Source organism: Comamonas sp. NLF-1-9 (assembly GCF_019195435.1).
Lineage (GTDB): Bacteria > Pseudomonadota > Gammaproteobacteria > Burkholderiales > Burkholderiaceae_C > Comamonas_C.
In genome coordinates, this window is sequence record NZ_CP078069.1 from 1,618,775 (window position 1) to 1,644,541 (window position 25,767).

Consider the following 25,767-nt stretch of genomic DNA (forward strand, 5'->3'; position numbering starts at 1 on the left):
CTGTAGTCGTGCTGCTTCCCTCCCATAAGAGGCAGTTCGCCCGTGTGATCAGCCGGTGACGGTGACCGATCGCAGCCTCCGTTCGGATGCACATGGTGATCCCGGGGCTACTTGTGGGCGGCAAGCTGTTGCAGCGCGCGCCGCGCGACATCCCAATCGACCCGCTCTTGCTCCAAACGCACGTTTTGGCCCCAGCGCTGCTGCTTGAGATCACGATAGACCTGCTGCTCTTGCTCCGTCAGTAGTGTCAGTTCCGTCGCCGGATGCTGCTCCGATTCATCCACCCACAGTGTCTTGTGTTGCAGCAATGTGTCTTCATCCATGAGCACGGATTGCAACTCTGGAATGTATGAACGGGCTCGATGCAGGATGGCAAATCCATGGGTGTCCAAATCACCCCAGTAGATGCACTTCGCGCGGACAAGCCAAGGGAAACGAGCCAACACGTCGACGCTATAGCCAAGGCGCATGAACACGACAGCGCCCGGCATGTCGGACATTGCCAGTCCCGTTTGAAGGTTCTCGACAATAAACACGTGTGTGACCGGCAAATTGAGACCCGCCAGGTCTTCCACCGGTGCAGTGATGTCTCCCACGCCACCGACCCTCGCTCGCAATGCCTGATCCAGCACTCGCATTCGCACAAGGAGCGGAGGTGCCTTCAGTCCGCAGCGCTGGAAGAAGTCTTGGTCGCTGGAGGAGTCCTCTTGGATTGCGGCCACCAGATCCGTCAGCAGTCCTTTGCGCCCATCGAGCCATTTGCTGTCCAGCCCGGACACCGGTAGCTGGCGGGGGTAGAGGCCGGATTGTGGATGGTTCGCGATCCAATCCAGCATCTCTGCAAGCCGACGAAAATCGGCATCGCCGTAGTCTGCCAGGACATCGAAGTACCTCGGCAACGGCTGCGCCAGTACCGGCCAGCGAGCGGTGAGTGTCCGGTAGCGAGATTGGGCTCGCTCCCATCGTGTGGACTCACCAATCCACATGGCAACATCCTCTGGGCCGCCCAACGCCAGCTTCTCCGGTAGTCGCTGAACGCCAAGCGCTTTCCAGCGGCGTTCACACCAGGACACGGAACCGACTCCTTGCCAACCTTGCCAAGCGCCCACCCAAGCACGAACGCCTTCGACCTGCCTCAGCGCAGCCTGTTCCGTCGGTATGCCGAGCGGAACTTCCAGCGGCCATTGATCCTCGCCCGCATCACCGACCAACCATTCGCGGTGCTTGCTTTGAAAGCGACGGGAAAGGAACTGCCGAACATCGTCAGGAAGCTTCAAAGCCAGCCTCCTCTCGTGCGTGTTCTGGCAGCTTCAGCCGCTGACGATCACCGTCGTACTCGATCAGCAGGACGCCTGACACGCGCCGGTCGCTGATATCCACGAAGCAGGCGCCGCCGATGAATGGCTCAAGGGTCATGACGGACTTCAGTGGCGTAGCGACCACCATCTGAAATCCGAAATTGGTAAAGATGTTCATCGCCAACGTGGTGAACTCGTTATCCGCCTTGTCGAAGGCTTCATCCAGCACGACGGGCGCATACATCGGCACGCCGTGGTCATTCCCGCCCAGTTGATATCGCAGGGCTGCGGCCAAGCACGTGGTGGCCAACTTCTGCCGTTGGCCGCCAGACTTGCCTGCTCCGCTGCGGTAGATCTCGATCTCGACACCACTTTCATCTACCTCCCGCCCGATGAACTCAACATGCTGTCGAACATCGAGCACAGTCTCACGCCAGCGTTTCTGCTCGGGGTCCTGACTTGCAAGTCGATCAACAAGTAGCCGCAAGGCCAGGAAACGCGCCTCGGCAAACTCGCGATCCTCCGTCCATGCATGGCTCAGCGCCTGCTGGATCTCCTGCTTGAATTCCTTGACGTCGACAAGCTGCCGGTCGCTGGAGTCGATGTGGAGATAGGTGCGTTGATTAGTGCTCTGGTTGAAGGGCACCTGGCCAAGACTGTCGTTGACCAGATCCATCCGCTCCAGGATCGCCTTGCGTGCATCGTTCAGGTAGGTGGAAAGCGCCGCCAGATTCTGGTGACTTTGGTTTTGCAGCAACTCGAAGAATCGCTGCTCATAGGCGGGCAGACCATCCGTCTCCAGCCGAACCAGCTTGGCGAAGAAGTCTGGCGCGCTGGCAAGGCTCGTGTCCATGTCGCCCGCGTCCATCGGCCATTGCCGTTTGAAGTCGGCAAAGCGCGCTTCTATTTCCTTCTCGCAGGCGCCAATCCCACGGTTGACCTCATCGATCTCCGCATTGAGTGCGCGTTCTACAGACGTTGTCACCTTGTCGAGGTTGTCGAGCCGCACTGCATCTGACTGCTTGGCGAAGCGCCCGTCGAGACCCGAAACCTGATGGGGCGTCAATGGAACGATAGACGCGTCCTGCAGGAGAGATTCCAGTTTCTGGGCGCTGGTTCTGATCTGGTCAAGAATCGAGTCGTGCGCACGCGTTGCCTGGCGAAGCTCCTTGTCGGCATCCTCGACGAGCTTCTTTTGTTTACTGATCTGCTCGCTGATCTGCAGCAGGGTGGTATTCCCCTCGCGCGCTTCACGGATCTGCCGTTCAATGCTGGAGATGCGATCCAGCAATGGGAGCACATCTATTTCCTGCCACTGGAGATTCATCAGGGTCTGGCACTGCATCGCTCGGGCTGCACCATTGTTGTCTTGGTCGGAGAGTTTTTCGATCTCCCCGCCGAGGCGCGAAATGGTGTCCGCCAGCTCCTGAGCCTGAGCCTGAAAGAGCCCGAGCTTCTCCCGGTTATCGAACCCGAGCACCCAGTTTCGCCGGTCGCCGACACTTCTTCGGTCGTCTTTCTCGTGCCGGGTTTTGCTGTGCTTGACCTGCCCCTCGCGGGTGATGGCGCGATCAGCACTCCTGAACGACTGAATGGAATCAACGCATGCGTAATCGAAGCGTTGCCGTAGCTCGGCTTGGAGCCAATCGGCATACGTCCCTTCCTTGACGTTCAGCTTGAGGACGAGCGAATTTGCACCGATAGGCCTGGCCTGCCACATCTCGGAGCGGCCAGTCCGGTAATACACCAAGCGCTGCCCAAGGTGGGTGGTGTTGATGTGATTGACCAATGCCGAATACTGGCGCTCGTCTACCAGGAGTGAGAGCGCAAACCCGTGCAGTACGCGCTCAATGGCCCCCTGCCATTCGACCTCGTCAGATCTCACCTCGACGAGTTCGCCAACAAAGGGGAGTGCCGACTCCGAGATTCCGATGGCGGCGGCGATGTCTCGACGCATTTCCAGCATGTCCGCCGGAATGTTCGACGGCTGGCGCTGGAGTGCCCGCACCTCTTTCGATGCTTGCGAAAACGCGGTCTCGGCGTCCCTTTTTTCACCGGCCAGGCGGAACTGCTCTTCGCGGCTTGCGTCCCTGCGCTGCGCCCAGTTTTCGACTTCCTGCCGTGCGTTGCCCAACAATTCCGCAAAGGCTTGAGGCGAATCAGGAAGGCTCCAGCCCAGCTTCTTGCACGCATCTTCGGCCTGAGCGCGTTTGCGCAGGCGATCTGTTCGTTGGCCATCCAGCCCCAGTTTCTCGGCTTCCCATTGCTCGATCTGATCACCGCCTGCTTCACGGTGCCGTAGCTCCAGATCGCGCAAGATTGCGGCGTGGTTATTCAGCGTGCTTTGACGCCGTCCCACCTCACCTTCTGAGCCCTTGGCTTGCACCTCCAGGGATGCCACGTGCTGCTTGAGGAGCTCAATGCGTCGGGTTTCCCGATAGCCATCAACGCCCAGCCGAAGCTCATCCAAGCCATTGCGCTGCAGCATCAACGAGTCCCTGCGCAGGTGCTGCTCCCGCGCAGGCGCGAGCGTTTGAACTTGCTCGCGGGCCGTGACGACCGCCTGGTGGGCCGCATTGAGTTCGCCAAATTCGCTGACCAAGCGATCCGCCACCTCGAAGGTCTCGGGCTTGTCGAGCATGAAGTCGCGCAGAAAGGTATTGAGGTCGCCGAGATTCTTGGCCGACTGGGTTTTGTGCAGCAAACGCAGCGCCATTTCGCTCTCGATGCCGAGCAGACGGCAGAATCGTTCGCAATAGGGGCGAAATTCGTCGCGGGCGAATGCCTCAGGGAAGGACTGCTTGAGCTTGCGGATGTCGAAGTTGGATTGACCAAAGTCCTCGAGCTCGCGCAGGTCGAAGGCCCGCTCCATGACAAGGTAGTGGCGTTTGACGTCGGCGCTGCCGTTCGCATTGCCCCGCAGCCAGAACACCTGAACCAGCACCACAGACTGACCCAAGGCATTCTGGTAAGTCAGCGCCAAGGCAGACCAGGTCGTCCCTGGGCGCAGGTAGCGGGTTGCGATCTCTCCCGATTCCCCATTCTTCTGTTCAGCCCACGCGCCACGTATGTAGGTGACGAGGTTCCGGTCTCGGCCACTGCGGTCTGCCTCGCGCGCAGCAGCGTTGAAGTCGATCCAGCGAGGCGGCGTCAGCAAGGCTGAAAATGCATCGAGCAGTGTCGACTTTCCTGCGCCGGATCGACCCACAAACAAAAAACCTCGCTCGCTGATCGGCACGTCGTGCAGGCCGGAGAACGTCCCCCAGTTGTAAACCTGCAGGCGGGTCATCCGGAACTGCTCGCGGGCGAACAAGGAGGCGGTTTGGGGTTCCGGGATCATTGGTCGGCAGCCTCATCAGCTTCAGCCTGAACCAGTTGCGCTGTTGTCTCTCCGGCCGCCATGCGCTGATACAGCTGCGTCAGCGCTTGTATTTCCTCTGTCGAGAAGAGGAGCTTCAGCGTCGGCGAAATCTCGAAGCGATCCTCGCTCGAGCGAATTTTCTGCAGAATGCTGTGCTTCTTGATCTTCTCGATGGAGGCGTGAACCCGTTTCACGAACCCTGCACGGTCGGTATTGGCGGCGCGCTCATAGAGGGAGAGAAACTCCGTGATTTCGTCTGTCGACACCACGACACGGCCGCCCTGCGAGTCCGCCTGGGTCAATCGCTGGCGAAGGTGGAGCAGCAAAATGGAGTCAATGAAAGTCAGCTGGGCACGACGCAACAGGAGAGGGACCTCAAGTTCGCCGGTATCTGCCTGACGCGTGAACGCCACTTGTACGTCTCGGTCGATAACCAGGTCGAGAAACAGCTCGGCAAGACGCCGACGGATCACCGCTTCGTCCCGCACCAAGATCGGCCAGAGTTTTGGATGCCGACGCCAGTCGAGCGATGGCCCTGCCAGCAGCTGCACCAGGGCGCGCCGGGTATCCAGCGGCAATTCGCCGCTGTCGCCCAGGAACAAGTTGTTGGCCAATGCATGAGCAGCATTGGGTGCTTGTGCTTCGGCTGGCATTGCTGCTTCGTCGCTGATGGGCTCATTTTCAGACCAGTTCATTGGCCCGCTCCCTCAAAAAGAAGATCTTTGGAATTCGGGCGCTACGACGCTCGTCGTCGCCTCCAACCCAGCCTACGGTTTCACTGTGGTCGGCTTTGAACCCATGCCGACTGCCCAACGCCAGCAGGCCGACGACGCTGCCCAGCCCCTGTGCAGCGGGGAACTGCTCCAGCACGTCGGCAATGGATGCCTGGGAGTGTTGCTCCAGGACTGCCAGCACGTTGGCCTTCAGGGTTCGGAAGTCGATCTCGGACTGTGCGACCAGTTCGCTCACGGACTCCAAGTCGATGGGCGGCGCGTCACCTTCTGCCATCTGCCCGGGCAATGCTTGCAGGGATGGGTCGTGCAGCACCCATTGAGACAATGAGCGCAACCTACTGCTCGTGAGTTCCAGCGTGTACTGGAGGGTTTCTGTGGCCTTGACTTCATCCTTCAGGGCGAGTGCTGCGCGCTGGGCGTCTTTCAGCAGATGATTGAGTCGGCGTTGCTCCAGGTATTCACGACTCTGGACGAAGTGCTTCAGGCTGCGCGCGAAGCTCTGGAGCACCTCGTGAACCATGCCGCCCTGCTCGAGAAGGGTGCGCGTGAGCCGCAGAAGGAATCGTCGCTCCTTGGCTTCGAGCTGCCCCACGAACTCCCGCGACATCACGCTATCGAGTGCCTGATCAAGCGTGGCGGCCTGCTCTGGGTCCGTAAGCAATCGCCAGAAAGCGGAGAAAGTTCTGCCGGCCTCGCTCTCTGAAATCAGGTCGATTCCGGCGAACAGCGAATCCAGAACATCCCCACGATTGCCATCGTTGTCCATGATGCGTTCACGCAGATCGCGATTGAGCTGGTCGAACTGATCGCGGACACGGCGGAAATCACCGGCCAGACCGTCGGCCAGCGTGATGATCTCCCGCGTGCGCTCGAGCGCCGTTGCATGGGACAGCACGCGCATCTGCCCCTTCTGGATGGCGTCAATCTCCTTGTCGATGCGGGCATGCTCGGCCATGAGCCGGTCGATGCGGCGGAGCTTGTCGGTGTCGGTGTCCTCGGCAAGTCGGGCCAAGGCCTCAATGACGAGCGTCAGGCGGCTCTCGGTCGCTGCCGAGTGCGGTTGCGCCAGGCCAGAGACAAACCGGATGGCTTCGACGGCCGCCGTGGAGAGTTCATATTCCTCTTCGGAAGCACCAGCCGGGAAGCGTCGCTCGAGGAACCCATCGGCAAGCCAACTGGCGACATACGCCTGTGCCGTTTGGGGAAAATCTTCGCCTCGGGCGCGCAGCTCTTCCAGATCCCTTGCGATGCGTTCGTGAAAAATGGAGGCAGGGAGACTTCGCTCGCCCTCATGCAGATGAGATTGAAGCAGGCCAATGACGGTAGGCCCGGTCGTCGAGGCAAGCAGACGCCACAGCGGCTGCGCCCGGATGCGCCGGTAGGTCGCGATGGCTTTGTCCGCTTTCACTCCCATGCTCCAAAGTGCTGGCATTGTTCATCATGAAGTAATCATAATACAACGCATACAAGAATCAAAACTATTGCAACACCACAATTTAAAGCAGCTTATATACTTCCCACAACAATCCCCACAAGCATTCGCTAATCCGATAGAGCACTCAGGAATGCCCAAAGACCAAATTGCAGATCTGACCCAGCCTCAGCGCGACCGGCTCGCGTTCATCGAGCTGCGCGTGCGCTTCATGGGGGAGATCCGTCGGCAGGACTTGGTTGCGCGGTTTGGCATCCAGTCTGCAGCGGCAACTCGAGATTTGGCCCTATACAAGGAGTTTGCCCCGGGCAATATCGATTACGACTCCAGAGGCAAGTCCTACGTCCTGGGGCCGGACTTCCAGCCCGTCTTCGACTTTCCGCCAGAGCGGGTGCTGTCATGGCTGACCCAGGGCTTTGGTGACGGCGAGCCGATGCGACTCAAGGCTTGGGTGGTCAGCGAGAGTCCTTCACGGTTGACGCACCCCGATCTGGATGTGCTGGCGAGCGTGACTCGGGCGATCCACCAGGCGTGCCCGCTCGGCATCGAGTACCACTCCGTCTCCAGTGGCCGCACCGAGCGGGAGATCGTCCCGTTCGCGCTGATCGACAACGGCCTGCGCTGGCACGTCCGCGCCTTCGATCGGAAGTCTCAGGAGTTTCGGGATTTCGTCATCACCCGGATCAAGCACCCGGCCCTTATCAGGGATGCTGAGGTGCAGCCCCATGAACGCAGTGATCAGGACATCCAATGGACCCGGATCGTCGAGCTGGAGCTGGTGCCGCACCCGGACCAGCCCCGCCCTGAAATTACAGAGATGGATTACGGCATGGTTCGCGGGTCACTGCGGATGAAGCTGCGTGCGGCCACAGCCGGATACATCTTGCGGCACTGGAGCGTGGACTGCTCTCCGGACCACAGTCTGCGCGGTTACGAGTTCAGGCTCTGGCTGAAAGATCACCTGGCGCTGTATGGCGTCAAGAACGCTGTATTGGCGCCGGGCTACCGCTCGCCCGACCAAAACAAGGGAGAGCAATAACGTGGCCTACGACCCAAAACGCGCATTGGAACTGCTCCGCATCGGCTCCGGGCGCGCCGATGCCACTTTCCGCGACGGCCAAGAAGACGCCATTCGTCACATGGTCGAAGGCAAAGGCCGCTTGCTGGTCGTGCAGAAGACCGGCTGGGGCAAGAGTTTTGTCTACTTCATCGCGACCAAGTTGCTGCGGGAAGCTGGGGCTGGCCCTGCGTTACTGATCTCACCGCTGCTGGCGCTGATGCGAAATCAGATCGCAGCAGCAGAGCGGATGGGGGTTCGCGCTGCCACCATCAACTCCGACAACATGGACGACTGGACGGCAGTCGAGGGCAAGCTGGCCCAGGGGGAGATCGACATTCTCTTGATCTCGCCGGAGCGCCTGGCGAACGAACGCTTTCGGACGCAGGTTCTGGCCGGCATCGCTGCACAAATTTCGATGCTGGTCATCGACGAGGCACATTGCATTTCCGACTGGGGCCACGACTTCCGCCCTCACTACCGCTTGCTCGAGCGGATCGTAAAAACGCTGCCGCCAAACTTGCGATTGCTCGCTACCACGGCAACAGCGAACAACCGCGTGATGGAGGACCTTGCTGCCGTGCTCGGTCCGAAGCTGGACGTCTCGCGTGGCGACTTGAATCGGACTTCACTTTCCCTGCAAACGATACGCTTGCCCAGCCAGGCCGAGCGCCTTGCCTGGCTGGCAGAGCAACTGGCCACGCTGCAGGGCCACGGCATCATCTACACGCTGACGGTTCGTGACGCCAATCAAGTGGCGCAATGGCTGAAGACCCAAGGCTTCAAGGTGGAAGCTTACACCGGTGAAACCGGCGATCGCCGAGAACAGCTTGAACAGGCGCTGCTCAACAACCAAGTCAAAGCGCTGGTTGCCACAACAGCTCTAGGAATGGGCTACGACAAGCCGGATCTGGCGTTTGTCATCCACTACCAAATGCCGGGATCGGTCGTCGCCTACTACCAGCAGGTTGGTCGCGCGGGACGCGCACTGGACTCCGCCTATGGCGTACTCCTCAGCGGCCAGGAAGAGTCTGACATCACTGACTGGTTTATCCGGAGTGCTTTCCCGACCCGACAAGAAGTTGCCGACGTCCTGGGAGCGCTTGAAGACGAGCCCAACGGACTGTCTGTCCCCGAGCTGCTGAGCCGAGTCAATCTGAGCAAAGGACGTGTCGACAAGACGATTGCACTGCTTTCCCTCGAAGCGCCGGCGCCCATCGCCAAGCAAGGCAGCAAGTGGCAGCTCACGGCGGCAACGCTGAGTGAAGCGTTCTGGGATCGTGCGGAACGCCTCACCGCGCTTCGGCGCGACGAGCACCAGCAGATGCAGGACTACGTCAGCCTGCCGTTTGGTGAGCACATGGGCTTTTTGATCGGCGCGCTCGACGGCGATCCGAGTGTGGTCACAGAACCTGCCTTGCCGCCATTGCCTGCGACCGTGGATACCGAGCTGGTCAAAGCCGCCGTCGAATTTCTTCGTCGAACCAGCTTGCCCATCGAGCCCCGGAAAAAATGGCCCGCTGGTGGAATGCCCCAGTACGGCGTCAAGGGATTCATCGCCCCTGCCCATCAGGCCGAATCCGGCAAAGCCCTCTGCGTCTGGGGCGATGCCGGTTGGGGCGGCTTGGTTCGACAGGGCAAATACCACGACGGCCACTTTTCCGATGACCTCGTTGCTGCGTGCGTGAAGATGATTCAGGAGTGGAATCCGCAGCCGAGCCCGATCTGGGTGACCTGCGTCCCTTCGCTTCGGCATCCCGAATTGGTGCCGAATTTCGCGCAACGGCTGGCCGCTGCGCTGGGTCTGCCGTTTCATGGGGTCATCGCAAAAACAGACGCAAGGCCAGAACAGAAAACGATGGCAAACAGTACACAACAGGCGCGCAACGTTGATGGCTCGCTCGCACTCAACGGTCAGCCCATCCCTCCCGGACCAGTCCTCCTGGTCGATGACATGGTCGACTCGCGCTGGACCCTGACGGTGGCTGCATGGCTGCTGCGCAAAAGCGGTAGTGGCGCGGTTTGGCCTATGGCCCTTTCACAGACGGGGCACGACGAATGACGCCAGTCCTCTCACCCAACACCCAGGCGATCCTGCTGCTGACGGCGCCGCTCATTGCCGGACGAGGCACTGCGTCATCGGATCTGCTCTCGCCGGGTGAATACAAACGTCTCGCGCGTCATTTGCGCGAGATCCAGCGTCAGCCCGCCGATCTGCTCTCGCCGGACGCCGCGGAGATCCTGCGCGCGTGCCAACCGGTGATTGACGAGAGCCGCCTGCAGAAATTGCTGGGGCGCGGATTCCTGCTGAGCCAAGTGATCGAGCGTTGGCAGGCACGCGCCATTTGGGTCGTCAGTCGCGCCGACGCCGAATATCCGCGCCGTCTGAAGGCCCGCCTGCGCGAAGACGCACCTGCAGTGCTCTATGGCTGTGGCGACATGGCTTTGCTTGAAACCGGCGGGCTTGCCGTCGTCGGATCGCGCCATGTGGACGACGCCCTCATCGACTACACCATGGCAATTGGTCGGCTCGCCGCTCGGGCAGGCAGAACGCTTGTCTCCGGTGGCGCCAGGGGCATCGATCAGGCCGCCATGCGTGGCGCGCTCGAGAGTGGCGGAAAAGTTTGTGGCGTGCTGGCAGACAGTCTGGAAAAGACCGCCATGAACCGCGAGCACCGCAACCTGCTGCTCGATGGGCAACTGGTGCTGATTTCACCCTACGACCCGAGTGCCGGGTTCAATGTGGGCAACGCCATGCGGCGGAACAAGCTGATTTATGCCTTGGCAGACACCTCGCTGGTGGTCAGCTCCGACCTCAACAAAGGTGGCACCTGGACGGGTGCGGTCGAGCAGCTCGACAAACTCAAGTTCGTCCCGGTCTTCATTCGATCGACGGGCGAGTCTTCCGCCGGATTGGATGGTTTGCGACAGAAAGGCGCACTTGCATGGCCGAACCCGCAAGACGTGGATTCGTTCGAGGACGTGTTCAAGGTGGCGATGCCCACGCCGGCAGCTTCCCCACAAGTTGGTTTTGCGCTGTTTTCGAACGAAGAGCCAACGGCGCCTGTGCCACCCGACCCCACGCCAGCGCCCCAGACAGACAGTGAGCCATTGGCACCGCCCGGCGTTGTTTCCGATGCGCAGACACCCTCAACGGCATTGGAAGAGTCGCCGCCAGTCAGACCAGAGGCTGTGGCACCGACAGATGATGCCGAGGAACCTCCGCAGCCGGAATCGAACCCGGCCGAAATGCTCTTCGCCGCCGTGCGCGCAGCGATTCAGCAACTGTTGAGTGCGCCGATGAAAGACGCCGAAGTGGCGGCCGCGCTGGACGTTTCCAACGCGCAAGCCAAGGCGTGGTTGCAGCGTCTGGTCGAGGAAGGAGTGATTGAGAAGCAGAAGAAGCCAGCCAGCTACATCCTCAAGCAGCCCCGCCTTTTCAAATGATCAGGCCGAAATGATTCAAACCCCATTGAACGAAGAGGGCAGAGTCAACAATCAAGTGCAACACCCATCCGGTAAGGTACCGCCATGGGCAAACGCTACGAACACCTGACAGCTGAAGAGCGTGCAACCATCATGCTGATGCTGAGCGAGGGACATTCGCGCAGGCGCATCGCCCACGTGCTTCATCGATCCCCCTCGACCATCTCGCGTGAAGTGTCGCGCTGCGCAAGCTGGCAACCGGGCACGGCAGCTGCCAGCGCTGGGCCCCATTCGTATGACGCGCACACGGCAGGCTCTCGTGCGCGGGTGCTGCGCAGCAAGAAGCGCAAAAACGCCAAGCTGCATCCGCAAAGTGTTCTGTTTGGCATCGTTCAGCACTTCTTGCTTGAGCACTGGTCGCCGCGCCAGATCGCCGGCACACTCAAGCGCGTGTGGCCCAACGACGCTGAGCGCACGATGTCTCATGAGAGCATCTACAACTGCATCTATGCAATGGCCAAGGGTGAGCTGCGCCGCGAGTTGATCGCCTGCCTGCGCCGCGCCCAGTCCAAGCGCATGCCGCGCAGCCGTGGGGCAGATCACAGAGAGCAGCTGCCTGATGCGCTGAGCATCCAGGTGCGCGCGCCTGAGGCCAATGACCTGGCGTTTCCGGGTCACCGGGAAGGTGACTTGATCAAGGGCGCAGGCAACCGCGCTGCGGTCGGGGTGCTGGTTGAGCGCAGCTCGCGCCTGGTGATGCTGGCGAAGATGAAAGATGCCACTGCCGCATCGGCGCTGCAGGCCTTTACCGACAAGCTGCAAAGCATCGCCGAGCCAATGCGCAAGACTCTCACCTACGACCAGGGCAAGGAGATGGCCCGCCATGGCGAGCTGACGCAGGCCACGGGGGTGAAGGTGTACTTCTGCGATCCGCACAGTCCCTGGCAGCGCGGCAGCTGCGAGAACATCAACGGCTTGATTCGCCAGTATCTGCCCAAGGGCACGGATCTGTCGGCCTACAGTCAGGACGAGCTCGATGCGATTGCCGACCAGCTCAACAGCAGGCCCAGGGCAGTCCACGGCTTCTATACGCCCATGGCCGTCTATCGAGCCATGCTCGACAAGATTCATCAACCCTCAATCTCTATTCATTGAACCGGTGTTGCACTTGGGTCTTGACACTGCCCATGGTTTTGCATCGCAGGACTCCTTTCGTTTGGGAGTCCCTATTCAATTGCTCCATGCCTTGGGTGTGCGCGAGCACGTTTTGGGTGCTCGTGGGCAGCCGCCGACCCCCGTATCGGCTGCGAAGTTGCTCTAAGCTATTGATTTGTATGGCGCGGCGCCCGCTGTTTCGGTTATTGCGATTTCGTTTATTTCGTTTATAATGGCCTCAGTTCGCACTTTGACTCGTCGAGGAGACCTCCATGAACGCTCCCGCCATCCCCAAAACTCTGCCCTCCGAAGAGGACATCGCGCTCGCCCGGGAGTCGGGCCGCGCGCTATCGACCGTGCTCCAGACCCGCGCCGAAACCCAGCAAATCGACTTCCATGACGAGAAGGGCACGGTACGCGCCGTGCGCATCCCGACGTCCGCCTTGCGCTTGCTGCTGGAGGTGCTGACCGAGATCGGCCAGGGCAACGCGGTATCGATCATCCCGATCCACGCGGAACTGACGACACAGGAAGCCGCCGACGTCCTCAATGTCTCGCGTCCGTTCCTTGTGCAGTTGCTGGAGAAGGGCGACATCCCGTTCTACAAGATCGGCACCCATCGCCGCGTGCGCTACCAGGACGTCATCGCCTACAAGAAGCGCATCGACGCCGAGCGCCGCAAGGCTCTGGATGAACTGGCTGTGCAGGGTCAGGAACTCGGCATGGGGTACTGACTGGATGAGTTCGCACTTCACCGTCGTCTATGACGCCTGCGTGCTCTATCCGGCACCGCTGCGCGATTTGCTGATGCATCTGGCGCTGTCGGATCTGTACCGGGCGCGCTGGAGCGACATGCTCCACGACGAGTGGACGCGCAATGTGCTGGCCAGCCGCCCCGACTTGACCCAAGAGCAGCTGAACCGGACGCGCCAGTTGATGAATGCTCATGTCCGGGACAGTCTGGTCACCGGCTTCGAGTACTTGATTCCATCAATCAAGCTGCCCGATCCGGATGACCGCCACGTGGTGGCCGCCGCCATCCACTCCGGGGCCAGCCTGATCGTGACCTTCAACCTCAAGGACTTCCCGTTCGACGCGCTCAAGCCCTGCAACCTCGCCGCGCAGCATCCAGACGACTTCATCGTTGATCTGCTGGATCTGCACCCCGCACCGGCGAGCGCATCCGCGACAAGATCGCCGCCAGCAAACGCAAAGGGATGTGGATGGGCGGCGTACCACCCCTGGGCTACGACGTCGAGAACCGCCTGCTGGTCATCAACGAAACCGAGGCTGCGGTGGTGCGGCGCATCTTCGAGGAGATGCTGACCATCGGCTCGCCCACCCAGATCGCCGCCAACCTGACGCTGGATGGCATCACGACCAAGGCGTGGACGACGCAGGACGGCCAGACGCGGGCGGGCACGCGCATCGACAAGAAGTATCTGCACAAGCTGCTGCGCAACCGCATCTACCTCGGGGAGTTGTCGCACAAGGGCAGTTGGTACCCGGGCGTGCATCAAGCCATCATCGATCCCGGGCTGTGGGGCCGGGTTCACGAGGTGCTGGCCAAGGATGGCCACACTCGGTCGGTCGAGACCAAGATCAGGTCGCGCACCGACGCGTTGCTGCGCGGCCTGCTGTACGCGCCCTCGGGCGAACGGATGTACCCGACCTACTCGCGCAAGAACGGGCGCAAGTACCACTACTACGTGTCCAAGTCGGAAAGCCGGTTCGGGGCACCAGGCAAGAGCTACGAGCGCTTACCTGCGCCGGAGATCGAGGCAGCGGTGGTGGCCCAGATCCGCACGGTGCTGACCAGCCCGGAATCCATCGCATCGGTGGTGCGCCACATCCAGCGCAATGGGGCCCAGATCGACGAGGCCACCACGGTAATGGCGATGGGACGAATCAACGACGTGTGGGATCAGTTGTTCCCGGTGGAGCGTCACCGCATCGCCAACCTGATGATCGAGCGCATCGACCTCGTCCACGTCGGCGAGGTGCAGGGCATCAAGGTGAAGTGGCGGGAACTGGGCTGGGACGCCCTGATCGGTGAGTTCGCCCCAAGGGGCATCGGCGCGGAACTGGTGGAGGTCGAAGCCTGATGGACGAGACACTGGAAACCTTCGTGCCCCTGACGTTTCGCCGCCGGGGCGCGCGGCGGGTGGCCGCCGATGACCGCCACGTCCACGATGTGACGCTGCTCGAGGGGGTGGCACGCGGTTTCTACTGGCAGCACCTCGTGGACACCGGCGTGATGAAGAGTGGGTCAGACATTGCCCGGGCCGAAGGACTGCACCCCTCGGTGCCCAACGAGCTGATGCGCCTGACCCTGCTCGCGCCTGACATCCTCGAACTGCTGGTGGCCGGGCGGCAGCCTCGCCGGATGAACCTGATCTGGTTCCAGCGCAACCCGCTACCGGTGGAATGGGAGGCGCAGCGGGGCATCGTACGCGGCTTCGAGGAGCAGGTGTGAGTCGCAAGCACCGGGGATGCATCGAAGGCGAATCCGTCATCCGGCAATTGCCGTCGCCCGCGGGCGGCGTAAAGCTGGAAACTTTCGTGCCGTGGCGGCTGGTGCAACGCGGCGTGAAGAAGGAAGTGATCACGCCGCTGGACGCGCCACAGGCATTCACGGAGCAGGCCGAAGCGGAACGGCAAGCGCGCGCCTCTGTGCGGGACACGCCGATGATGCGCGCCCTGGGGCTGGCACATCACTGGCAACGCTTGCTGGATGAGCAGCGCGCGGCGTCGGTCGCCGAGATCGCCAAGGCCGAAGGCATCGACAGCTCGCAGGTACATCGGCTGATGCGCCTGACGCTGCTGGCTCCCGGCGTCGTCGAGAAGCTGGTCAACCAACCTGGCCTCACCGTCGAGAAGGTGCTCGGCCGCCCGTGGCCCTATGACTGGCACGATCAGCGGCGACTGTTCGGGTAGGCTGGCCCCACCGCCACCGAATCGTGAGGCGGCACGACCCGGAGAATACGCACCATGTGCAACCGCTATGTCTCACCCGACCAGGCCACCATCGAACGCTTCTGGCACATTGGCGGACGCAACCCTCAGCGCTGGTGGGCACCGGAAATCTATCCCAGAGCGCAAGGCCCGTTCCTCCGTGCGACAAACTGCGGCCCGGAACTGGTCGTCGGCCAGTGGGGGTTGATCCCGTTCTTCGCCAAGACGGCGCACCTGACCTACTCGACGAACAACGCGCGCGCAGAGGAACTGGCGGCCAAGCCGACCTTCCGTGATCCGTGGAAGCGTGGGCAGCGTTGCATCATCCCCGCCGTGTCGTTCGATGAACCGAATTGGGAGACGGGCAGGAACGTCTGGTGGCGGTTCCGCCGTGCCGACGGCGCGCCCTGGGGTCTGGCGGGGCTGTGGAACACCTGGGTGGACACAGCGACCGGCGAGCTGGTCGAGAGCTACACGATGCTCACCCTCAACGCCGACGAGCACCCGCTGATGCGCAGGATGCACAAGCCCGAACCCGATCTGCCACCGGACGCGCAGGACAAGCGCTCGGTGATCCCCATCGAGTTAGATGACGTGGAGCAGTGGCTGCACGGCACGGTGGACGAGGCCAACCGCCTGCTCCGGCTCGCACCGGTAGAAAGGTTCGCTGCTGATCCCGTCTCGGCGGCGTCGCAGTCCTCTCTGCTGTAGCAGTCTCCAACCACAACCGACCGTCTCCCAACCCTTGTCGCGCAACGAAGTCGGCCTTGGAGTACTCCACGGACGCGAGAGAGAAACGGAGAAGAGAGAGACACCGGAGAGGCTTGCGGCGCGTCTGGGCCGTGCCCGTGTCCGAAGTGCGATGCCCGTAAACCCTGCAAACACGCGGGGAACGGACAAGAAAAAGGCCAACCGAGAAAGGTTGGCCTTGGGTAAATGGTGGAGCTGGCGGGAATTGAACCCGCGTCCGCAAGCCTTCTTCGGGCAGATCTACATGTTTAGCGTGCTGTTTTGTGTCTCACCTTGCATGCCGCGCAGACGCACGCTGCGTGCAAGGCCAGCATCCTTGGATCTCGCCTTGCATCAAGATGCCCGATGCAAGGCCAGCTGACGTGAATTCCCTTGCAGCCTGGAGGTATTGCTACCCCCTTGCCCAGCCCGTCAGCGTGCTGTTGCAAGGCTCACCGGTTTTAGGCGGCGAGTGCGAAACGTTCGTCGTTTGCAGTTACTTTTGTGAATGGAGATTTACGAGCGTCACTCAAGCTCGACATGCACCGCGCCGCTTCCGAACCCACGTCGAAACCGGTACAGCCCCAGAGCCGCCTATTTTAGGCTGCTCCGGGCGATTTCAAGTGCCGCACTCAGCCTACCCAGCGCCGGGCGTTGCGCCACAAGCGCATCCAGGGGCTGAAGGCGGCCGGGTCGCCCGGCGTCCAGCTCATCTGGATGTTGCGAAACACCCGCTCGGGGTGGGGCATCATGGCGGTGAAGCGCCCGTCGGCGGTGGTGACAGCCGTGAGGCCCTCGGGGCTGCCGTTGGGGTTGGCGGGGTAGGCGACGCTTGCCTGGCCGTGGTTGTCCACGAAGCGCAGCGCGCGCACCACGCGGGCCGGGTCGCCCTGCTGGCCGAAGTTGGCGTAGCCCTCGCCGTGGGAGACGACGATGGGCAGTCGGCTGCCCGCCATGCCTGCAAAGAAGAGGCTGGGCGATTCGAGCACTTCGACCATGGCCAGGCGCGCCTCGAATCGGTGGCTCTGGTTGGTGGTAAAGCGCGGCCAGGCATTGGCGCCGGGGATGATGGCCGAGAGCTCGGCAAACATCTGGCAGCCGTTGCACACGCCGAGCGCGAAGGTGTCCGTGCGGCCGAAGAATTGCTGGAATTGCTCGGCCAGGCGCGCATTGAAGGTGATGGAGCGTGCCCAGCCCACGCCCGCGCCCAGCGTGTCGCCATAGCTGAAGCCGCCGCAGGCAACGATGCCTTTCATGTCCTGCAGGCTCACGCGCCCGGCCTGCAAGTCGCTCATGTGCACGTCCACCGCGTCAAACCCGGCCACGCTGAAGGCATAGGCCATTTCCACATGCGAATTAACGCCCTGCTCGCGCAGCACCGCCACGCGCGGTTTGGCCAGATTCAGGAAGGGCGCGGCGACGTCGTCGTGTGCATCGAACGTCAGGTGCTGGTGCAGGCCGGGGTTGGTCGGATCGCCCGCGGCGGCATGCTCGGCGTCGGCGCAGGCCGGGTTGTCGCGGCCCTGGGCGATCTTCCAGCTCACGGCGTCCCAGACCTGATGCAGGTCGACGAGCGGCGCGCCAAAGACCTTTTTCGCGTCCCGCCAGACTTGCAACTCGCCCTTGCCCGCCTTCATGGGCGAGGTTTCGGGCCGGGTTTTGCCTATGAGGTGGCTGCACTGGATCAGGCCGTGCTCGCGCAGCACCTGCATGACGGCGGAGCGTTCGGAGGTGGCGATCTGCAGCACCGCACCGAGTTCTTCGTTGAACAGCGCGCGCAGCGTGAGCACCTCGCGGCGGCCGCTGATCTGCTTGCTCCACTCCTTGGCTTCGAAGCTGTCCATGCGGCCGTCGCGGATGCCGTCGCCTTCGCTCACCAGCATGTCCACGTTCAGCGCCACGCCGACCTGGCCGGCAAACGCCATTTCGGCCACGGCAGCGATCAGGCCGCCATCGCTGCGGTCGTGGTAGGCGAGGATCAGGCCTCGCTGGCGCAGCGCATTGACGGCTGCGACCAGGCGCTTCAAGTCTTCGGCGTCGTCCAGGTCGGGCACCTCGGTGCCGCTCGCACCCAGCACTTCGCCCAAGATGGAGCCGCCCATGCGCATCTTGCCGCGGCCCAAGTCGATCAGCACGATGGAGCTGTCCTCCACGCTCGCGTCGAGTTGCGGCGTGAGCGTACCGCGCACGTCGAGCAGCGTGGCAAACGCCGTGACGATCAGGCTCACCGGCGAGACGACCTTTTTCTGCGCGCCGCCATCGTTCCACTGCGTGCGCATCGACAGGCTGTCCTTGCCGACCGGAATCGAGATGCCGAGCTGCGGACACAGCTCGAGGCCGACGGCGCGCACGGTGTCGTAGAGCGCGGCGTCTTCGCCCGGCTCGCCGCAGGCGGCCATCCAGTTGGCACTCAATTTGACGCGCGCCAGCTCGATGGGCGCCGCCAGCAGGTTGGTGATGGCTTCGGCCACCGCCATGCGCCCGGAGGCCGGGGCGTTCAGGCTGGCGATCGGCGTGCGCTCGCCCATCGCCATGGCCTCGCCGGCAAAGCCGCTGTAGTCGGCCAGCGTGACGGCAACGTCGGCGACGGGAAGTTGCCAGGGGCCGACCATCTGGTCGCGGTGCGTGAGGCCGCCAACGCTGCGGTCGCCAATGGTGACGAGAAAGCGCTTGCTGGCGACCGTGGGGTGGGCCAGCACCTCGATCACGGCCTTTTCCAGCGGCAGATCGTCCAGTGGCAACTCAGTACCCTGGCGCGCTACGCGCGTGACGTCGCGCAGCATTTTGGGCGGCTTGCCCAGCAGCACGTCCATCGGCATGTCCACGGCTATATCCCTCCCTCCCCCGCCAGGGGAGGGTTGGGGTGGGGGCAGATTCGGGGCAGCGCCCAGGCCCCCATCCCGGCCTTCCCCCAAAGCGGGAAGGGGCAGATCCAGCTCGCCGACGACGAGCTGGCGCGCTTCGGTCGCGACGCCGACGACGGCAAACGGGCAGCGCTCGCGTTCGCACAAGGCCTGAAACTGCGCGAGCGACTCGGGCGCCAGCGCCAGCACGTAGCGCTCCTGGCTTTCGTTGCTCCAGATTTCCCTGGGCGAGAGGCCGCTTTCTTCCAGCGGCACGGCGCGCAGGTCAAAGCGCGCGCCGCGACCGGCGTCGTTGACCAGCTCGGGGAAGGCGTTGGACAGGCCCCCCGCGCCCACGTCGTGGATCGCCAGGATGGGATTGGCCTCGCCCAGCGCCGCGCACTGGTTGATGACCTCTTGCGCGCGCCGCTCGATCTCGGGGTTGCCGCGTTGCACCGAATCAAAATCCAGCTCGGCCGCATTGGCGCCGCTGGCCATCGAGCTGGCCGCGCCGCCGCCCATGCCGATGCGCATGCCGGGCCCGCCCAATTGCACCAGCAGCGTGCCCGCAGGGAAGGCGATTTTTTTCGTCAGGCGCGCATCGATGCTGCCCAGGCCCCCGGCGATCATGATGGGCTTGTGGTAGCCGCGCTGCACGCCGTCCACCGCCATCTCGTATTCGCGAAAGTAGCCCGCGAGATTGGGCCGGCCGAACTCGTTGTTGAAGGCCGCGCCGCCCAGCGGCCCCTCAGTCATGATCTGCAAGGGGCTGGCAATGTGCCCCGGCTTGCCCAGCTTGCTGCCCCAGAGTCTGGAGACGGTGAAACCCGTCAGGCCCGCCTTGGGGCGCGAGCCGCGGCCGGTCGCGCCTTCGTCGCGAATTTCGCCGCCCGCGCCGGTCGATGCACCGGGAAAGGGCGAGATCGCCGTCGGATGGTTGTGCGTTTCCACCTTCATCAGCACGTGGCGCAGCGACTCATGTTTTTGATAGCTGCTCGCGCCCGCCCTGCCTGCGTCAGAGGCCGATTTGGCTGCAAACTCTTGCACCACATTGCCCTGCATCACCGAGGCGTTGTCGGCATAGGCAACGACGGTGTGCCGGGGCGATGCGGTCTCGGTGTGGCGGATCATGCCGAACAGCGTGTGCTCCTGCTTCTCGCCGTCGATGGTGAATTGGGCGTTGAAAATCTTGTGGCGGCAGTGCTCGCTGTTGGCCTGGGCGAACATCATCAGCTCCACGTCCGTGGGGTTGCGCGCCAGCTGCGTGAAGGCGGCGACGAGGTAGTCGATCTCGTCGTCTGCCAGCGCCAGGCCCCAGGCCGTGTTGGCCGCGGCCAGCGCCGCGCGGCCCTGGGCGAGCACGTCCACGCGCGCCATCGGCTCGGCCTGCAATTCGGTGAAAAGGCGTTCAGCCTCGCCCCGCGTGGCAACCACCGATTCGGTCATGCGGTCGTGCAAGAGCGCGGCGATCTGCGCGCGCTGCTCGCCCGTGAGCGCGCTCTTGCCACCCAGCAGCCCGCTCTTGAGGGCCAGGCGGTATTCGGTCACGCGCTCGATGCGCTCTACCTGCAGGCCGCAGTTGCGCGCGATGTCGCTCGCCTTGGAGGCCCAGGGCGAGATCGTGCCCAGGCGCGGGGTGACGATCACGGTTTCGCCCGCGCCCACGTCCTCGCCGGTGAAGGGCTCGCCATAGGTGAGCAGCGCGGCCAGGCGCTCGTGCGTGGCCGCGTCCAGCGGCGCGGCCGTGGCCACCAGATGCAGATGGCGCGCCTGCACTCCGGCCACCCTGGGGTGCACGGACTGCAGGCTGGCGAGCAACTGCTGCGCGCGAAACGATCCGATGGCGTTGCCGCCGGCAAACAGGGTGAGGTGCAAGGACACGTAGGGGCCTGAAAACGCAAGCCGCGGCTGTGGCTTGCCACGGCCGCTGACTGGGGCAGCGGCAAGCCGGACGCGAGGGAGGGTTGGCGAAAGGGCAATTTTAGTAAAGCGGCATGCACCTGTTGCGAATGGGATAATTTCGCAATGACCATAGAAATCAAGGATGCGGCCGGTATTGCGGGCATGCGCGAAGCCTGTCGTCTGGCGTCCGAAGTACTCGACTACCTCACCCCGCACATCGTGCCGGGCCTGCCCACCATAGAGATCGACCGGCTTGGCGCCGAGTGCATGAAGCAGCAGGGCACGGTCTCCGCCACCATTGGCTATCAGCCGCCCGGCTACCCGCCCTACCCGGGCCATTTGTGCACCTCGGTCAACCACGTGGTCTGCCACGGCATCCCCAACGACAAGGCGCTCAAGAAGGGCGACATCGTCAACGTGGACGTGACGGTGATCACCAAGGACGGCTGGTATGGCGACACCAGCCGCACCTTCCTCGTGGGCGAATGCTCGATCGCCGCCAGGCGCCTGGTCAAGCTGACCTACGAATCGATGTGGCTGGGCATCCAGCAGGTGCGCCCCGACGCGCACCTGGGCGACATCGGCCACGCCATACAGACCTTTGCCGAAGGACACGGCCTGTCGGTCGTGCGCGAATTCTGCGGCCACGGCATAGGCCGCAAATTCCACGACGAGCCCCAGGTGCTGCACTACGGGCGCCCGGGCACCGGCGTGCGGTTGCAGCCCGGCATGACCTTCACGATCGAGCCCATGCTCAACCTGGGCAAGCGCGACATCAAGGAGCTGGGCAAGGACGGCTGGACCATCATCACCAAGGACCACAGCCTCTCGGCGCAGTGGGAGCACACCATCCTGGTGACCGAGACCGGTTTTGACGTGCTCACGCTCTCGGCCGGCTACCCGCCGCTGCCCGACTTCGTCACCGCCACGGCGACCTGACAGCGCCCGCGTTCCTTCCCCCGCGAGGCCGCCCCCATGGCTTGCACCGGCGCCGAGCTGACCGCATTGCAGGCCGAACACCGCCAGCGCCGCGCCGCGCTGCTGGCGGCGCTGATGCAGCCCAGCCTGCGCCCGCAAGGCGTGCGGCGCATCCTGCGCGCGCTCTCGCAGGCCAGCGACGCGCTGCTGCGCGCACTCTGGCGGCGTGCGGGCATAGGCGGGCAGGCCACGCTCCTGGCCACCGGCGGCTACGGGCGGCGCCAGCTCTTTCCCCATTCCGACGTGGACGTGCTGGTGCTGGTGGGCCCGGGCGCGGCCATGGCGGCGATCGAGCGCTTCATCGCCTGCTGCTGGGACGCGGGCCTGAGAATCAGCTCCAGCGTGCGTACCCTGCCCGAATGCCTGCAGGCCTGCGGGGCCGACCTCACGCTGCAAACCGCGCTGCTGGAAGCGCGGCGGCTGGCGGGCAGCACGCGGCTCTTTGCCGAACTGCAAGAGGCGCATGCCAGGCAGCTCGACGTGCGCGCCTTCATGCAGGCCAAGCTGCTGGAGCTGCACCAGCGCCACACGCGCCACGAGCACACGCCCTACGCGCTCGAACCCGATTGCAAGGAATCGCCCGGCGGCCTGCGCGACCTGCACCTGGTGCTGTGGCTCGCGCGCGCCGCGCACCTGGGCACGAGCTGGCGCGAGCTTGCCGCGCGCGGTCTTGCCACCGCCTACGAGCTGCGCCAGCTGCAGCGCAACGAGGCCGTGCTCTGGCTGATCCGCGCGCGTCTGCACGTGGTGGCCGGGCGCCATGAAGACCGCCTCGTCTTCGACCTGCAGGCGGCGGTGGCGCAGGCCTTCGGCCTCGTCGACACCCAGGGCAGCGGCGGGCGGCTCTTGCGCGCGAGCGAGCAGCTCATGCGCCGTTACTACTGGGCAGCCAAGGCGGTCTCGCAGCTCAGCCAGATCCTGCTGCTGGAGATCGAGGAGCGGGTGCAACCCACGGCCGAGCCCTTGATCCTGATCGACGCCGAGTTCCTGCAAAAAGGCAGCCTGCTGGAGATCGCCCGGCCCGACCTGTACCAGCGCCGGCCCCAGGCCATCGTGCGCACCTTCTTGCGCTACCAGAGCACGCCGGGCATCACCGGGCTGTCGGTGCAGACGCTGCGCGCGCTGTACAACGCGCGCCCGCTGATGGGGCGTGCGTTTCGCGAGGACCAGGCCAACCGCGCCTGCTTCATGCAGATACTGCGCCAGGGCTCGGGCGTGACGCACGCGCTGCGCCTGATGAACCAGACCTCGGTGCTCGGGCGCCTGCTCGCGCCGTTTCGGCGCATCGTCGGGCGGATGCAGCACGACTTGTTTCATGCCTACACGGTCGATCAGCACATCCTCACGGTGGTGCGCAATCTGCGGCGTTTCTTCATGCCCGAGCATGCGCACGAATATCCGCAGTGCTCGCAACTGGCCACCGGCTGGGACAAGCCCTGGCTGCTCACCATCGCCGCGCTGTTTCACGACATCGGCAAGGGGCGCGGCGGCAGCCATTCGCAGATCGGCGCGCGTGAGGTGGCGCGCTTTTGCCGGCACTACGCCGCCCACGGCATCACGGCCGAGGACGCGGCGCTGGTCGAATTCCTCGTGGCCGACCACCTCTTGATGAGCCAGGTGGCGCAGAAGCAGGACTTGAGCGACCCGGCCGTCATCGCCCGTTTTGCGCGCCGCGTGGGCAGCGCGCGGCGCCTTGCCGCGCTGTATCTGCTGACCGTGGCCGACATCCGCGGCACCGGCCCGCGCGTGTGGAGCGCCTGGAAGGGCAAGCTGCTTGAAGACCTCTACCACGCGACGCTCGCGATGCTGGGCGGGCGCACGCCCGACGCGGCCACCGAGATCGAAGAGCGCAAGCGCGATGCGCGCGTGGTGCTGGCGCTGCACGCACTGCCGGCGCACGCGCACGAGAGGCTCTGGCAAACGCTGGACGTGGGCTATTTCCTGCGCCACGACGCGGGCGACATTGCCTGGCACACGCGCCAGCTCTGGCAGCTGGTGGGCGCGCGCGCGCCGGTGGTGCGCGCGCGCAAGTCGCTGGCCGGCGAAGGCCTGCAGGTGCTGGTCTATACGCCCGACCAGAGCGAGCTCTTCCTGCGCATCTGCGGCTACTTCGACCGCGCCGATTTTTCCGTGCTGGCCGCGCGCATACACACCACGCTGGACGGCCACGCGCTCGACACCTTCCAGGTGATGCCGCGCCATGCGGCGAGCGCTGTGCGCGAGCTCATCACGCTGGTGGAAAACGAGCTGCCGCTCGCGATCGACCTCACTGCGGCGCTGCCCCGGCCGCGCCCGATGCGCCTGTCGCGGCGCGCGCGCAGCTTTCCGATTGCGCCGCGCGTGAGCCTGCGCCCGGACGAGCGCGGCGAGCGCTGGATCCTGAGCTTGTCGGCCACCGACCGCGCCGGCCTGCTCTATCTTGTCGCGCAAGTGCTGGCGCGCCATGGTCTGAGCGTGCAACTGGCCAAGGTCGGCACCCTGGGCGAGCGCGTGGAAGACAGCTTCGTGCTCAGCGGCGAGGCGCTGCAAAGCGGCGAGCGGCAACTGCGCATCGAGCAGGAACTGCTGCGCGTGCTGGCCCAGCATTGAGTGCCTGGCACCCCGCGCGCTGCAGCGCCCGCCGGCGCAATAACCCTGCGCCGTGTGCCGATATCCTTGTCTCTTGCGCCGCGTCTGGGCTAGGGTGACCCTGTCCGCACTACCCGCACAGGAGGAGGCCGCGCATGCCCGCCAGAAATTTCACCGCATCCCTCAAGCCGGACAAGGCCATGGCGCGGCGCGCCCTGCTCACCGGCTGCGTCATGGCGGCCATTGCGCTGGCCGCAGGCAAGGCCGAGGCGCAGCCGCGCCACGAGCGCCAGGGCCATGGCCGCGGCCGGCCGGGGCACGACAGGCCGGCGCCGCCGCGGCCCGCGCATCGCCCGTCGCATCGGCCCTCGCACCGGCCCGCTCACCCGCCGCCGCGCGGGCCGGTCGTGCGCCATGGCGACGCCCATCGCCGCTGGCGCCGGGGCGAGCATCTGCCGCCGCAGTACCGCTCGCGCCATTACGTGGTGGACAACTGGCACGCGCACCGGCTGAGCCGTCCGCCGCGCGGCTACCACTGGGTGCAATACGGTGCCGATTACATGCTGGTGGCCATCGCTACCGGCGTGATCGCCCAGGTCATCCTGAGCCGCTGATGTGAAGCTGTCCCACTTCACCCGCCGCGCCCGCAGCGCAGCCAGCGCCGCCCTGCTGCTCGGTCTGGCTTCGCTGGCCGGCGCGGCGTCCGAAGCGCAATTCACCAAAGGCCCCTGCCCCTTCGTCGCGGATTCGGTCGTCGCCAAGGCCTTTGCCCTGCCGGCCGGCGCGGCGCTCGAACACACCAACGTCAAGCTCGGCGGCGTGAGCTGCAGCTTCAATTGGGAGGGCGGGCGCCAGCGGCTCGTGGCCAAGGTGCGCATGCAGGAAGAAAAGACGCTCAAGCGGGCGAGCGAGCGCTTTGAACGCTCCACCCGCTCCATGAGCGCAGAAGACATGGCCCGCGCAGCCGAGCTGCTGCGCCAGCGCATGGAAAAATCGGGGCAGAGCAGTTCGACCCAGGCCGCCGGCAAGGCACTGGTCGGCGCCGCGACCCGCGAGCCCATCGTCTTCGAGGACGTGGGCGGCGTGGGTGAGCAGGCACGCTACGACGCTGCCCACGAGGGCACGCTGGTGGTGCGCCAGGGCAAGCACATCTACCGCATCAGCGCCTACTACGGCGCCGGCACGCCCGAGCCCGGGAATCTGGCAAGGCACAAGCAGTGGCTGCAGGACACGAGCGCCGAGCGCAAGCAGCAAGCCATCGGGCTCGCCCGGGCCATCTTGCAGGCCGGGCACTGAGGGGCACAAACCCGACAGGGCAGGCGCGGCCCG

19 protein-coding genes and 1 other RNA gene are annotated in these 25,767 nt (G+C 64.1%); 14 read left to right on the forward strand and 6 right to left on the reverse strand.

Translation table 11 applies throughout. The features are described from left to right. Positions 1–107: 107 nt before the first annotated feature. The 4 genes from KUD94_RS07860 to KUD94_RS07875 are packed head-to-tail and all read right to left on the reverse strand — an operon-like array spanning position 108 to position 6,825. Positions 108–1,277, reverse strand: a complete 1,170-nt coding sequence (locus KUD94_RS07860) for a Wadjet anti-phage system protein JetD domain-containing protein (RefSeq protein ID WP_218236418.1) — start codon at positions 1,275–1,277, stop codon at positions 108–110. Next, positions 1,264–4,638, reverse strand: coding sequence for an ATP-binding protein (locus KUD94_RS07865; protein ID WP_218236419.1), 3,375 nt, complete (start codon positions 4,636–4,638; stop codon positions 1,264–1,266). The genes KUD94_RS07860 and KUD94_RS07865 overlap by 14 nt, the downstream gene beginning before the upstream one ends. Next, the gene (locus tag KUD94_RS07870) at positions 4,635–5,354 is read right to left on the reverse strand and encodes a DUF4194 domain-containing protein (protein WP_218236421.1); all 720 of its coding nucleotides are present in this window, start codon (positions 5,352–5,354) and stop codon (positions 4,635–4,637) included. The genes KUD94_RS07865 and KUD94_RS07870 overlap by 4 nt, the downstream gene beginning before the upstream one ends. Next, on the reverse strand, positions 5,341–6,825 hold the full coding sequence (locus KUD94_RS07875) for a DUF3375 domain-containing protein (RefSeq protein WP_218236423.1): 1,485 nt from the start codon (positions 6,823–6,825) through the stop codon (positions 5,341–5,343). The genes KUD94_RS07870 and KUD94_RS07875 overlap by 14 nt, the downstream gene beginning before the upstream one ends. 133 nt (positions 6,826–6,958) lie before the next feature. On the opposite strand from KUD94_RS07875, the gene KUD94_RS07880 reads away from it, so the two are divergent. The 10 genes from KUD94_RS07880 to KUD94_RS07925 all read left to right on the forward strand — a co-directional run bounded on the left by KUD94_RS07880 (position 6,959) and on the right by KUD94_RS07925 (position 16,129). Continuing rightward, a complete protein-coding gene (locus tag KUD94_RS07880; RefSeq protein ID WP_218236425.1) occupies positions 6,959–7,864 on the forward strand; it encodes a YafY family protein in 906 nt (301 codons plus the stop codon). Position 7,865: 1 nt separating this feature from the next. Next, complete coding sequence (locus KUD94_RS07885; RefSeq protein ID WP_218236427.1) at positions 7,866–9,944, forward strand: RecQ family ATP-dependent DNA helicase; 2,079 nt, start codon at positions 7,866–7,868, stop codon at positions 9,942–9,944. After that, positions 9,941–11,329: a DNA-processing protein DprA gene (locus KUD94_RS07890; protein WP_218236429.1), complete on the forward strand. Its 1,389-nt coding sequence runs from the start codon at positions 9,941–9,943 to the stop codon at positions 11,327–11,329. Before KUD94_RS07885 ends, KUD94_RS07890 begins: the two co-directional genes overlap by 4 nt. An 84-nt stretch (positions 11,330–11,413) precedes the next feature. Continuing rightward, positions 11,414–12,463, forward strand: coding sequence for an IS30 family transposase (locus tag KUD94_RS07895; protein ID WP_218236431.1), 1,050 nt, complete (start codon positions 11,414–11,416; stop codon positions 12,461–12,463). A gap of 272 nt (positions 12,464–12,735) precedes the next feature. Next, complete coding sequence (locus KUD94_RS07900; RefSeq protein WP_218236433.1) at positions 12,736–13,197, forward strand: helix-turn-helix domain-containing protein; 462 nt, start codon at positions 12,736–12,738, stop codon at positions 13,195–13,197. A 4-nt stretch (positions 13,198–13,201) separates the two neighbouring features. Then, positions 13,202–13,789 carry a PIN domain-containing protein gene (locus KUD94_RS07905; RefSeq protein WP_255568657.1) on the forward strand — a complete coding sequence of 196 codons (588 nt, stop codon included), beginning with the start codon at positions 13,202–13,204 and terminating at the stop codon, positions 13,787–13,789. After that, positions 13,687–14,568, forward strand: a complete 882-nt coding sequence (locus tag KUD94_RS07910; protein ID WP_255568659.1) for a recombinase family protein — start codon at positions 13,687–13,689, stop codon at positions 14,566–14,568. Before KUD94_RS07905 ends, KUD94_RS07910 begins: the two co-directional genes overlap by 103 nt. Beyond that, positions 14,568–14,939, forward strand: coding sequence for a site-specific recombinase resolvase (locus KUD94_RS07915; protein WP_218236435.1), 372 nt, complete (start codon positions 14,568–14,570; stop codon positions 14,937–14,939). Before KUD94_RS07910 ends, KUD94_RS07915 begins: the two co-directional genes overlap by 1 nt. Next, a complete protein-coding gene (locus KUD94_RS07920) occupies positions 14,936–15,400 on the forward strand; it encodes a hypothetical protein (RefSeq protein WP_218236436.1) in 465 nt (154 codons plus the stop codon). Before KUD94_RS07915 ends, KUD94_RS07920 begins: the two co-directional genes overlap by 4 nt. Positions 15,401–15,454: 54 nt before the next feature. Next, positions 15,455–16,129: an SOS response-associated peptidase gene (locus tag KUD94_RS07925; protein ID WP_218236438.1), complete on the forward strand. Its 675-nt coding sequence runs from the start codon at positions 15,455–15,457 to the stop codon at positions 16,127–16,129. Positions 16,130–16,355: 226 nt separating this feature from the next. Here the strand turns inward: KUD94_RS07925 and ssrA are convergent. Then, positions 16,356–16,733, reverse strand: a transfer-messenger RNA (tmRNA) gene (gene ssrA, locus KUD94_RS07930). A 46-nt stretch (positions 16,734–16,779) separates the two neighbouring features. Beyond that, positions 16,780–20,871 (reverse strand): phosphoribosylformylglycinamidine synthase, encoded by a 4,092-nt coding sequence (gene purL, locus KUD94_RS07935; RefSeq protein ID WP_218236440.1) that lies wholly within the window; start codon positions 20,869–20,871, stop codon positions 16,780–16,782. Positions 20,872–21,015: 144 nt separating this feature from the next. Between purL and map the strand changes: the two genes are divergently transcribed. From map to KUD94_RS07955, 4 genes are all read left to right on the forward strand, one after another. Next, complete coding sequence (gene map, locus KUD94_RS07940) at positions 21,016–21,831, forward strand: type I methionyl aminopeptidase (RefSeq protein ID WP_218236442.1); 816 nt, start codon at positions 21,016–21,018, stop codon at positions 21,829–21,831. 36 nt (positions 21,832–21,867) lie between these two features. Further along, positions 21,868–24,459, forward strand: a complete 2,592-nt coding sequence (locus tag KUD94_RS07945; protein ID WP_218236444.1) for a [protein-PII] uridylyltransferase — start codon at positions 21,868–21,870, stop codon at positions 24,457–24,459. A 134-nt stretch (positions 24,460–24,593) separates the two neighbouring features. Then, entirely contained in the window at positions 24,594–25,052 is a 459-nt protein-coding gene (locus KUD94_RS14730; RefSeq protein ID WP_255568660.1) for an RcnB family protein, read from the forward strand. A gap of 1 nt (position 25,053) precedes the next feature. Next, the gene (locus KUD94_RS07955; RefSeq protein WP_218236446.1) at positions 25,054–25,734 is read left to right on the forward strand and encodes a hypothetical protein; all 681 of its coding nucleotides are present in this window, start codon (positions 25,054–25,056) and stop codon (positions 25,732–25,734) included. Positions 25,735–25,767: the final 33 nt, after the last annotated feature.

Bases quoted from the DNA above. Each gene is read 5' to 3' on its own strand.
- KUD94_RS07915 (WP_218236435.1), top strand. From the start codon at position 14,568: ATGGACGAGACACTGGAAACCTTCGTGCCCCTGACGTTTCGCCGCCGG.
- KUD94_RS07910 (WP_255568659.1), top strand. From the start codon at position 13,687: ATGGGCGGCGTACCACCCCTGGGCTACGACGTCGAGAACCGCCTGCTG.
- KUD94_RS07895 (WP_218236431.1), top strand. From the start codon at position 11,414: ATGGGCAAACGCTACGAACACCTGACAGCTGAAGAGCGTGCAACCATC.
- KUD94_RS07945 (WP_218236444.1), top strand. From the start codon at position 21,868: ATGGCTTGCACCGGCGCCGAGCTGACCGCATTGCAGGCCGAACACCGC.
- KUD94_RS14730 (WP_255568660.1), top strand. From the start codon at position 24,594: ATGCCCGCCAGAAATTTCACCGCATCCCTCAAGCCGGACAAGGCCATG.
- KUD94_RS07865 (WP_218236419.1), bottom strand. From the start codon at position 4,638: ATGATCCCGGAACCCCAAACCGCCTCCTTGTTCGCCCGCGAGCAGTTC.
- map (WP_218236442.1), top strand. From the start codon at position 21,016: ATGACCATAGAAATCAAGGATGCGGCCGGTATTGCGGGCATGCGCGAA.
- KUD94_RS07890 (WP_218236429.1), top strand. From the start codon at position 9,941: ATGACGCCAGTCCTCTCACCCAACACCCAGGCGATCCTGCTGCTGACG.
- KUD94_RS07875 (WP_218236423.1), bottom strand. From the start codon at position 6,825: ATGCCAGCACTTTGGAGCATGGGAGTGAAAGCGGACAAAGCCATCGCG.
- KUD94_RS07880 (WP_218236425.1), top strand. From the start codon at position 6,959: ATGCCCAAAGACCAAATTGCAGATCTGACCCAGCCTCAGCGCGACCGG.
- KUD94_RS07900 (WP_218236433.1), top strand. From the start codon at position 12,736: ATGAACGCTCCCGCCATCCCCAAAACTCTGCCCTCCGAAGAGGACATC.
- KUD94_RS07905 (WP_255568657.1), top strand. From the start codon at position 13,202: ATGAGTTCGCACTTCACCGTCGTCTATGACGCCTGCGTGCTCTATCCG.
- KUD94_RS07870 (WP_218236421.1), bottom strand. From the start codon at position 5,354: ATGAACTGGTCTGAAAATGAGCCCATCAGCGACGAAGCAGCAATGCCA.
- KUD94_RS07925 (WP_218236438.1), top strand. From the start codon at position 15,455: ATGTGCAACCGCTATGTCTCACCCGACCAGGCCACCATCGAACGCTTC.